5 protein-coding genes are annotated in these 11,435 nt (G+C 70.5%); 2 read left to right on the top strand and 3 right to left on the bottom strand.

Annotated features, from left to right (window positions below; genetic code table 11):
* Nucleotides 1–37 precede the first annotated feature (37 nt).
* Nucleotides 38–5,185, top strand: a complete 5,148-nt coding sequence (locus I4J89_RS34315) for a fibronectin type III domain-containing protein (RefSeq protein ID WP_196418308.1) — start codon at nucleotides 38–40, stop codon at nucleotides 5,183–5,185.
* On the top strand, nucleotides 5,185–5,844 hold the full coding sequence (locus I4J89_RS34310) for a histone deacetylase (RefSeq protein ID WP_196418307.1): 660 nt from the start codon (nucleotides 5,185–5,187) through the stop codon (nucleotides 5,842–5,844). Before I4J89_RS34315 ends, I4J89_RS34310 begins: the two co-directional genes overlap by 1 nt.
* Here I4J89_RS34310 and I4J89_RS34305 read toward each other — a convergent pair.
* From I4J89_RS34305 to I4J89_RS34295, 3 genes are all read right to left on the bottom strand, one after another.
* Nucleotides 5,824–7,836, bottom strand: coding sequence for a M6 family metalloprotease domain-containing protein (locus I4J89_RS34305; RefSeq protein ID WP_196418306.1), 2,013 nt, complete (start codon nucleotides 7,834–7,836; stop codon nucleotides 5,824–5,826). The genes I4J89_RS34310 and I4J89_RS34305 overlap by 21 nt on opposite strands.
* Nucleotides 7,837–7,957: 121 nt before the next feature.
* Nucleotides 7,958–9,955, bottom strand: a complete 1,998-nt coding sequence (locus I4J89_RS34300) for an ABC transporter permease (RefSeq protein WP_196418305.1) — start codon at nucleotides 9,953–9,955, stop codon at nucleotides 7,958–7,960.
* Entirely contained in the window at nucleotides 9,952–11,388 is a 1,437-nt protein-coding gene (locus tag I4J89_RS34295) for an extracellular solute-binding protein (protein ID WP_230860065.1), read from the bottom strand. The genes I4J89_RS34300 and I4J89_RS34295 overlap by 4 nt, the downstream gene beginning before the upstream one ends.
* Nucleotides 11,389–11,435 lie beyond the last annotated feature (47 nt).

Genomic DNA, 11,435 nt, shown 5'->3' with positions numbered 1-11,435 from the left:
TGCCGGCTCGGCGACGGATGCCGCCGAGCAGACGGCGATGGCCGCGCCGGGTAAGCCCACCGGGTTCTCCGCGGCGCCGGGCGACGGCACGCTCACCCTGACCTTCCAGGTGGCCGACGACGGCGGCAGCCCGATCACCGGCTACGACTACTCGACCGACAACGGCACCAGCTGGCGGCAGCTGGCCAACGTGACCGGCACGACTACCAAACAGGCCACGGTCACGCACGAGTCCCACGGCGGCAACATGCCGCTGGGACACAACATTCCGTACAACGTGGTGGTGAGGGCGGTCAACGCCGACGGCGCGGGCGTGCCCAGCGACCCCTTCGCCGTGACGATTCCGCCGAAGGCGCCGGATGCCCCGCACTCGGTGACGGTGAGCGTGGAAGCGAGCGCCGTCACGCTCGGTTTCTCGCCGCCGCGGGACTACGGCAGCCCGATCAACGCGTGGGAGTACACCACCGACAACGGAGCGAGCTGGCGACCGCTGACCGTTTCCGGTACCACTCAGCTGAGCGCCACCATCACCAACCAGTCGAGTGGCGGCGGCAGCACCGCGCTGCAACCGGGCCAGCAGTATCAGCTGCGCCTCCGCGCGTTGAACGCGGAAGGCCCCGGACAGGACACTCAGACGTTCATCGTGAGTCTGCCGAATCCCGGCGCTCCGGGGGCGCCCACCTCGGTGACCGCGGCTGCGGCCGGTGAGGGTTTCGGGGTCGACTTCACCGCGCCGAGCCCGGGTGACAGTGCGATCGTCAAATACCAGTACTCGACCGACGACGGCGGCACGTGGGCCGATGCGACGACGACCGGCACCGGCCCGTTGCGTGCCGTTCTGGAGTTCGAGAGTGGCGGTGACTTCCGGTTCGCGCATGGTCGTCCGTACCGGATCCGGATCCGCGCGGTGAACGCTCAGGGCGCGGGTATGCCGAGTGCCGCGGCGGAGGCGTCCTTGCCGTCGGCCCCGCCGGGGGCGCCGTGGGATCTGGCGGCTGTCCCGCGGGCCGAGGGTGGCGTGACGCTCGGCTTCGGCAACCCGCCGGACAACGGCAGTCCGCTCACCGGCTGGGAGTACACCACCGACGACGGTGCCCATTGGCGGCCGCTGACCGGGGTCAGCGGGGAGATGAGGCTCTCCGCCGTGATCACGACCGAGTCCGCGGGTGACGGGTCCACGGCGTTACGCACCGGTCAGCCGTACCGGATCCGGGTCCGTGCCCGGAACGCCCTCGGCCCCGGGCGTGACAGTCAGACCGCCTCCATCGTCTTGCCGAACCCCGGCGCGCCGGAGGCGCCCACCTCGGTGACCGCGGCTGCGGCCGGCGAGGGTTTCGGGGTCGACTTCACCGCGCCGAGCCCCGGTGACAGTGCGATCGTCAAGTATCAGTACTCGACCGACAACGGCGGCACTTGGGCCGATGCGACGATCACCGGCACCGGGCCGTTGCACGCCGTTCTGGAGTTCGAGAGTGGCGGCGGTTTCCGGTTCACGCATGGTCGTCCGTACCGGATCCGGATCCGCGCGGTGAACGCCCAGGGCGCGGGGATGACGAGTGCCGCGGCGGAGGCTTCCTTGCCCGCGGCCCGACCGGGAGCGCCGTGGGATTTGACGGCCGTGCCGCGGGCCGAGGGCGGAGCGGCGCTGAGCTTCGGTAATCCGCAGGACAACGGCAGTCCGCTGACCGGGTTCGAGTATTCCACCGACGACGGTGCCCACTGGCGGCCGCTGACCGGTGTCAGCGGCACCATGCGGCTCACCGCTGTCGTCACGACCGAATCCACCGGAGACGGCTCCATCGTGCTGCGGACCGGCCAGTCGTACCGGATCCGGGTTCGGGCGTTGAACGCGCTCGGCGCCGGACCGGACAGCCAGACGGTGACCGTCAACCTCCCGAACCCCGGCGCGCCGGAGGCGCCCACCTCGGTGACCGCGGCTGCGGCCGGCGAGGGTTTCGGGGTCGACTTCACCGCGCCGAGCCCCGGTGACAGTGCGATCGTCAAGTACGAGTATTCGACCGACGACGGCAACTCGTGGGCTGATGCGACGATCACCGGCACCGGGCCGTTGCGTGCGGTCCTGCAGGTGGAGAGCAGTGGTGACTTCCGGTTCGCGCATGGTCGTCCGTACCGGATCCGGATCCGCGCGGTGAACGCCCAGGGCGCGGGAATGCCCAGCGGCGCGGCCGAGGCGTCTCTGCCGGCGACGGCGCCGGAAGGGCCGTGGGATCTGCGCATCCAGCCCGGCGACCGGACTATGACGCTCACGTTCGGTGTGCCACCGGACAACGGCAGCCCGATCACCGGCTGGGAGTACACCACCGACGACGGGGCGCATTGGCAGCCGCTCAGCGTCACCGGCGACATGCGGGGGACCGCCACGATCGCCACCGAATCCGACGGCACGACCTCCCTGTCGAACGGCATGCCCTACCAGGTGCGGATCCATGCCCTCAACGACCTCGGCACCGGCCGGGACAGCGAGACGGTCACGATCACCCTTCCGAACCCCGGTGCGCCGGCAGCGCCGGCTCCTGTCACGGCGGCTCCGGCCGGCGCCGGATTCGGTGTGGACTTCACCGCGCCCGCGCCGGGTGACAGCGCGATCGTCAAATATCAGTACTCCACCGACGGCGGCAGTACGTGGGCCGACGTGACGACCACCGGCACCGGCCCGTTGCACGCGGTCCTGGAGGCCGAGAGCCAGAGCGGCTGGCCGTTCGCACGGGGCACCGGGTACCTGATCAGCATCCGTGCCGTGAACGACCAGGGTCCGGGCATGCCCAGCGACCCGGTCGAGGCCGCCCTGGACCCGACCGTGCCGGGCGCACCGGTCGACCTGTCCGCCCAGGTCGGGGACCGTGCGATCACCCTCACCTGGAACAAGCCGACGGACAGCGGCAGCCGGGTCACGGGCCTCGAATACTCCACCGACTACGGCGGGACCTGGCGACCGCTGCCGCCCTACACCGTCAACGACGACTTCAGCATGAGCTCGACGATCATCACCGCCTCCGCCGGTGACGGCACCACTCCGCTACAGAACGGGCAGACCTACTACCTGCGTCTCCGGGCGGTCAGCGAGCTCGGCACCGGCCAGGACAGCATGCCGCTGAGGGTGGAACTGCCGGTGCCGGGCGCGCCCGGCCGGCCGGCATCGCTCAACCTGTCGCTGCTCGGCAACCGCTTCGGCGTCGACTTCACCGCGGCGAGCCCCGGCGACAGCGCGATCGTCAAATATCAGTACTCCACCGACGACGGCGAAACCTGGGCCGACGTCGCACCGACCGGCACGGGCCCGCTGCACGTGGAGGTCTCCGCCGAGAGCGACACCCGACTGCCTCTCCGGTACGACCACCGCTACGACATCCGGCTGCGAGCGGTGAACACACAGGGCGCCGGCCCGGCCAGCGATCCCGTCGGGAGGATCCTGGCGCCGGCCGAGCCGGGTGCGCCGAGCCTGATCACGCCGACATCGGGCGACCGGCAGGTGACCGTCATGTTCACCGCGCCGCCCGCCCACGGTGCCACCATCACCGGGTACGACTACTCCACCGACGGCGGCACCACCTGGTGGCCGCTGGCGGGCTACACCCAGCTCGGGCCGACGACCGTTCGCGCCACGATCGCGGACCTGACCAACGGAATCGCGTACCGGCTGCGGCTGCGGGCGTCGAACGAGGTCGGCCCCGGCCCGGCAAGCGAGGCGGTGACGGTCACCCCGTACGGCGCTCCCGGTGCGCCCAGCGGGTTGACCGCGGTGCCCGGCACGGCCGGCGCGACCCTGACGTTCGCGGCGCCCAGCAGCAGCGGCAGCGAGATCTCCGGCTACGAGTATTCCACCGACGGCGGTGCCACCTGGGCGGCGCTGCCCCCGCCGAGCGGAACCGGCACACTGACCGCCGTCATCACGACGGCCTCCGGCCAGGGCCGGCCGGCGCTGACCGGCGGAGCCACGTACCAGGTCTCGGTCCGTGCCATCAATGCCGCCGGTCCCGGCGCGCCCAGCCCAGCGGCCGCGCTCACCCTGAGCGCCGACGTCGGCGCTCCCCGCGCGCTCACCGTGGCAGCCCGCAACCGTGCGGCGGCGCTGACGTTCGGGGCGCCGGCCGATGCCCGCGCTGATGCGATCACCGGCTACCAGGTGTCGGTCGACAACGGAAAGACCTGGTCCGGGTTGAGCCCGGCCGGTGGTGCCGGTGGCATGTTGACGGCGACCGTCGGCAACCTCAGCAACGACTCGACGTACCAGATCCAGGTGCGCGCGGTCACGGCCGCCGGCCCCGGCGCCGCGACGGGCGCGGTGTCGGTGACCCCACTCGCCCCGCCGGCCGCGCCGACCGCGGTGGTGGCTGCGCCGCAAACCGCGACCATCACCGTGTCATGGAGCGCCCCGGCGCCCGGCGGCGCGCCGGTCACCGGTTACACCGCGATTGCCTCACCCGGCCCGGCGACCTGCGAAGCCGTTGAAACTACGACCTGCGTCCTGGGCGCACGGGCGGACCAGCCGTACACGGTCGTGGTCGTGGCACACTCGGCCAGCGGTGACTCGATCGCGTCCGCGCCATCGGCGAGCGTGACAGCGGTCCCGCCCGCCATTCCCTCGACACCGCCGGTCGCGGACGAACAGCTCGGCGCGGACGGCGGTGCGGACGGCGACGTCGACGCCGTCCAACCGGGCGAGACGGTCACTATCCGGGGCTCCGGCTACGCGCCCAACTCGACCGTGGAGGTCGTCGTCTACTCGGCGCCGGTTTCCCTGGGCACGGTCCTCACCGACGACAACGGCGAGTTCTCCCTCGACATCGCCGTGCCGGCGAACCTTGCCGGCACGCACAGCATCGTCGCGGTGGGTGCTGACCCGGACGGCAACGTGCGGTCGATGCGGCTGGACGTCACGGTGGCGCCGGCGCCCGCGCCCTCGCCCTCGCCCGACACCGGCGGATCCCAGCCGGACGACGGCGGGTCGGAACCGGACACCGGCGGATCGCAGCCGGACAACGGCGGGGATTTGCCGACCACCGGCAACGCGACCGAGGACATGGCGGTGCTCGGCCTGTTCCTCATGCTGCTCGGGGCGGGACTGGTCCGGACGTCGCGGCTCGAGACCGCCGGATCCGCACGCCCGCCGGCCGCATCCGGCCAGTCAGCTCACCGCAGCCGGGACACCACAATGTTCGGGTGATGGCGAACGATGGAGCCGGAGAGACTCTGGTCTGGTACGCGGCGTACGGATCGAACATGTGCCTGGCGCGACTGCGGTACTACCTCGCCGGCGGCTGCCCGCCCGGCGCCCGCCGCGTCCTGCCGGGATGCCGGGACCCCCGCGAACCCGCCGCGATCCGGCCGGTGATGCTGCCGGGCGGCATCTACTTCGCGCTGAATTCGAGCCAGTGGACGGGCGGCGTGGCCCTCTACGACCGGCACCTCCCCGGTACCACCGCGGCCCGCGCCTACCTGTTGACGGCCGGGCAGTTCGCGGACGTGGTGGCACAGGAGATGCGCCGGGCCCCCGGCACAGACCTGGACAGCGTCCTCTCGCGCGGCACGGCGCAGCTGGGACCCGGCCCGTACGAGACGCTCGTCCACGCCGGCGAGCACGACGGATATCCGGTGCTCACCTTCACGGCACCGTGGAGGGCCGGCGACATTCCGACCACGTCGCCGGCCGCGCCGTACCTGGCGATGCTCGCCGACGGGCTGCACGAGGCACACGGCTGGTCCGCCGAACGTATCGTGGCCTACCTCGCCACGCGGCGCGGCATCGCCGGAGCCTGGACGGCGGGACGGCTGCGCGATGTCGTAGAGGCGGCGGTCAGCGCATCACCGCCGGACCGTGCATGAGGTGGTGACGGTCGCTGCCGGGCTGCTCTCCGAGGTGATCGTGACCGGCACCCGCGGGACGCCCTTGACGTAGACCTCCACCGTCGACGGGCGGCCACCGGCAACCCCGACGACCGCACGAGGCAGCACGGCACCGGGTGCCGAGACTCGGAAGACGTCGGCGGCCCGGCCGGTGTTGCGCAGCGGGATCGTGCACCGCGCCCAGCCGGACGAGTTGGCACGGGCCACGGCCGGCCACGCCCTGACCCCGCGCGCGGACGGCCCGGCGCCGTCGAGCGAGCGCACCGCCACCTCGTACGAAAGCACGCCGTTGCGGTCGCGCCTCCGGTCCAGGACGTAGAAGTGCAGCCGGTTCGCCGTGTCCGCGTACTCGAAAAGGCTGCCCGAGCCGGTGCCGGCGTGGAACAGCGCGTCGGAGAGTTGCCGGTAGTCGCCGATGGTCATCTTCTGCGGTGTCCCGTCCGGCAGCACGAAGTCGACCTTGTCGATGTCCTGCGGGTTGGCGTCGACGGTCCAGATGAACGGCGCGGCGTCCTCGTCCTTCGTCTTGGCCAGCAGCACACCGGAGTCCGGGGTGAACGAGTCGAAGCCCATCCGGTCGACCACTTCGACCGTGTAGTTGTCGTATCCGCCGCCGTCGCAGTACGGATCCGTCGCGGTGTCGCAGGCCGCGCTGCGGTCGCCGCCGTCCAGGGTCACGTTGATCCCGGCGAGCCGGCGGCCCGCCGGGTCGACCGCACGTGCCGTCACGCGTGTCACCACGACGCCGGACTCGGCGAGCGCGTCGCGGGACAGCTTCAGCACCGCCTCGTCGTCGACGATGCCGAGCTTCATCTTGTTACGCAGCATGTGCTGGGCGCCCATCGACGACCCCGCCGTGCCCGGAATGAGCCATCGGCTGTGCGGTCCGCCGGGCCCGTTGAAAGTGCCCCGGCTCAGCATCTCCCACGGTCCGCTGTAGTCGCGGCGCGGCGGGACCGAGTACGGGTTGTTGTAGTTGTCGCCGATGCCGAGGATGTGGCTGAACTCGTGCGCGTACGTCGACATGCCCGAGCTCTCCGCCTGCAGCGAGCTGCCCTGGGTGGCGTTCGGCCAGATGTTCGCCGAGGCCTGCCAGGAGGTCCACTCGACGTAGCGCGTCGCGTTCCAGTTCGGCAGCGACTCGTCCGGCGGGCCGAACTCGTCGGTGACGTCCTCCTTGGTGGTGAACTTCATCGGGCCGAACTCCTGCCAGGTGGCCGATTCGTCCTGGCCGGCCGAGAGGAAGAAGACGAAATCGTACGCGGCCGCCTCCTGCTCACCGACCGCGGCGACCCAGGCGGCACGCGCATCGGTACGCAGATTGCGGCCGCACACGTCGTCGCTCGGACACCCCAGTCCGCGCTGCATCTGGTTCTCGATGCCGTACTCGTGGCTCTCGGCCGGCATCTGGTACACGCCGAACGCGCTCAACTCGATGCCGTAGCGCCCGTTCGAGTCCTCCATCCAGTACTCGTGGATGGTGTGGCCCCGGTTGAGCGCACCCGGCTTGTTGAGAAAGTCGCGGTAGAAGGCGGGGACCTCGGAGCGGTCCAGATTCTGTACGCCGGACGGGTTGCCGTAGATCGTGGAGTTCGCGGGCTGGGTGACCACGAACGGCTGGTTCGGGTAGTCGACCAGCACGAGCGCGCCGTTGAAGTTGCGCTCCGAGCCGCGTACCGCCGGGTTCGCCCAGTCGGTGCCCGGCACCGGTTTGTAGTCCGACCAGGTCATCGTGTCCGGCAGCTCGTACCGTTGCGGGTCGATCGGCTGCGGCTCGCCGGCCGGACGCGCCAGCGTGGTGGCCTCGTCGAGCTGCCACGGCTGAGTCTGCGGCCAGTGCCGCATTCGCCACGGCGTATCCGGATCGACGCCACCGGGCGGCGCGGCGGCCGCGGGTGCGGCCTGAAGGGCCGCGGTCACCGCCAGAAGTGTTACGGACAGGGCCGAGAACAGGCGTCGCGCCGTCGTCATAGCGCCATCCTGGCAAATGAATCGACGCCACTCAATGGCTGCGGTGATGCCCGCAGCCATTGACCGCCTGCGCTCCGCGCCGCTAGTGGGGAGTGCCTCCCTCGCCCCATGAGGGAGGCACTCAACCCTTCACCGCTCCGGCGGTGAGCCCTTCGGTCAGGAAGCGCTGCCCGAAGGCGTACATGACCACCACGGGAATGCTGACGAGCAGCGACGCGGCGGCGAGCTGCCCCTGCGGTACGACGTCTCCGGCGATCATCGACTGCATCCCCACGGGCAGCGTCTTGTACTCGTCCTTCGTGACGAACACGAAGGCGAACAGGAACTCGTTCCAGGCGTTGGTCAGGGTGAACAGCGCGACCGCCAGCAGCCCCGGCTTGGCCAGGGGCAGCACCACCCGGCCGAACGCCTGGACGCGGCTGCAACCGTCGACCAGCGCGGCGTCCTCCAGGTCGGCGGGGATCGACGCGAAGTACCCCGCCAGCAGCCAGGTGGCGAACGGAAGCGTGAAGGTCGGGTACGTCAGCACCAGCGACCACAGCGAGTCGGTGAGCCGCACCTCGATGAGCAGCTGGTACAGCGGGATGAACAGCAGCGCGCCGGGCATCACGTAGGTGAGCAGCACGGTGACGGTGAAGCCCTGCGCCCCGCGGAAACGCAGCCGGGCCAGTGCGTAGCCGCCCAGGACGGCGCAGAGCAGTGCCACCGTCGTGGACGCCGCGGACACCAGCAGGGTGTTGAGATACCAGCGGCCGAACGGCTGGTTGGCGAACAGGGCGCTGAACTGCTCCAGGGTCCACGGCGTCGGCCACAGGTCGTGCTCGCGCATGACGACCTGGCCCTCGGACTTGAAGGCCGTGACGGCGATCCAGTACATCGGGAACAGCACGAAGGCGAGCAACCCGGCCAGCGCCACACCGGAGCCCACGCTGGACACCAACGACGACGCGCGGCGGCCACCCCGGGCCTGGAGCGCCGAGATCAGCCGGCCGACCGCCGCCGCGACCAGCAGGATCACGCCGAGGACCACGGCCGCCTTCCAGAAGATCTGCGGCGACGCCCAGGCCAGCAGGCCGGTGACCGCCGCCGCGACGGCCCACGCGACCCACCGCGCCGTCCGGGTCCGCCCCGGCGGTTCGGTGCCGGTGTCCTGGCGCAACAACCGGACCAGGACGAACACCAGTACGCCGATGATCGGCAGCATGACCAGCGTGACCGCCGCGCCCGCGCCGAACTGCAGCTGCAGGATCGCCTTCGTGTAGGCGACCAGCACGTACGGCGTGGTCACGTCGCCCGGGCCGCCCTGCGTCAGCAGCCAGATGAGGTCGAAGTTGTTGAACGTCCAGATCGACGACAGGGTCACCGTCACGGTGATCACGTGGCGCAGTCCGGGCAGCGTCACGTGCAGGAAGCGCTGCCATGACGAGGCGCCGTCGATGGTCGCCGCCTCGTACTGGTCCGCCGGGATGGCCTTCAGCCCGGCGAGGAAGCAGACGGTGAAGAACGGCACCCCCTTCCACACGTTGACCAGGATCACCGACGGCATGGCCAGCGACGCGTCGGACAGCCAGCCCGCGGGCCAGCTGTCGACCAGATTCGCGGAGGCCAGCAGCGGCCCGATCCCCGAGGCGGTGAGCAGCGTGTTGACGCTGCCGAAGATGGGGTCGAGCAGCGAACGCCAGCTGAACGCCGTCACCACGGTCGGCACCACCCACGGCACCAGGAGCAGCCCGGTCAGCAGGGCCCGGCCACGGCGCCGGTGGTGCAGCAGCAGGGCCGCGGCCAGCCCCAGCACCACCTTGAAGACTTCGGCGTACGCGGTGAAGACGAACGAGTTCACGACGGCCGTACGGAATTGCGCGTCGCCGGCCAGAGCGATGTAGTTGGCCAGGCCGACGAACACGCTGTCCGCCCCGTGCCGCTCCGTCGTGCTGGTGACGATCGACTGGGCGATCGGCACGAGTACGAGCGCCCCGACCAGCACTGCCGTGGGCGCCAGGAACAGCGCCGCCAGCCGCCAGTCCCGGCCGAGCCGCCGCTGGGTCGCGGTGAGCGAGCCGGGCCCCGGCGGTGAGGATGCCTTGGTCACCGGGGCCGGCGCGGCACGGACCGACCTCACTGCGGCAGCCCCTGCTGGGCAAAGATCTGCACCATCTTGGCGTGTGCGGCCGTCACGGCCTGCGCGGGAGCTGTTCCTTGGACGACCTGCTGCATCATGTCGGTCAGGACGTAGGCGCCGACGACAGCCTGCTGGCCGGCGCTGGCCTTCTGCGGGAAGGCCAGCCCGTTCTTGGTTTCGAGCGGCAACGGCTGCTGGGACATGGTGCGCAGCATGGGAAACGCCGGGTCGCCGCCGGTGAAGAACGGGTCGGCGTCCCAGACCTTCTCCCAGGCGGGCATCGCCAGACCGGGTGCCTCCTTCGCCACCCCGACCAGCGCGGGCGCACTGACCAGGTATTGCGCCAGCAGCTTGGCGAGCGCGGCGTTCTTGGCGCCCTTGAATACGACGAAACCCTGTGACTGGCCGAGCAGCAGGGACTTGTCGGTCGCCGGCCCGATGCAGTCGGAGAAGACGTGGGTGTTGGCGTAGACGGGGTTCTTTTTCGTCTTGGAGTCCGCGTAGACGCTGAAGCTGTTGCGGGTGTAGCCGAGGATGCCGGCGAGCCAGTTCTCGTTGTTGCTGGTGTCGGTCCAGCTGGCCACCCCCGGCGGCAGCATGGGCCGGTATTTGGGGTTGGTGTAGATGTCGCCGAGGAAGGTCACCGCCTGGACCGTCTCGGGCGAGTCGAACGTGACCTTCGTGCCGTCGTTGGAGGCGATCGCCCCGCCGTAGGAGTTGATCAGCGCCTCGATCAGGCCGTTGCCGTCACCGGAGCGGTTCACGGTCATGCCCCAGCCGAACCGGCGCTTACCCGGATCAGAGATCGCCAGGCTCAGGTCGCGTACCTCCTCCCACGTGTAGACGTCCTTGGGGGCGATGCCCTTGTCCTGCATCCAGTCCTTGCGCAGGAACGAGCCGATCCCGATGAAGTGGTACGGGATCGCGTACCACTTGCCGTCGAAGACGCAGAAGTTCTTCGCCTCCGCGCAGGGCTCGCCGTACTTGGCGGTGAGGGCCTCGACGGTGTCCGTCACGTCCTCCAGGTCGCCCAGCGCATGGAACTGCGCGATGAACCGCGAGTCGGTCATGAACGCCAGGTCCCGTGCCACACCGCCTTTGACCTCGGCGTCTATCTTGGCCACCACGTCACCGGCGTCGGCCTGGACCAGACTGTTCTCGATCTTCGTCCCGGTGGCGTCGGCGAACTTCTTGATCGAGCTGTCGAGCGCTGCGTTCGCCGCGGTCGAGTACAACTTTTGCGACAGCATCCCCATCGAGGAGCCCTTCACCGACGCCGCGGCGTCGAGCAGCTCCTTCGGAACTTCCGGCTGCACGGTGGAGGGCGACTCGGAGTCGCCGCCGCACGCGGCCAGACCGGCCGCGCCGAGCACCCCCACCCCCATCCCCAGAAAGCCGCGCCGGGACCACAACGAGTTGTCCTGCATGACCATTGGCCTCCCTCGGGGCACCGCTGTTCGAGATTTCGTACAGAGTTCGA

The organism is Actinoplanes aureus, from assembly GCF_015704865.1.
GTDB lineage: Bacteria > Actinomycetota > Actinomycetes > Mycobacteriales > Micromonosporaceae > Actinoplanes > Actinoplanes aureus.
The sequence above is the reverse complement of the archived record's forward strand: the minus strand, read 5'-3'. Positions and strand labels throughout refer to the sequence as shown.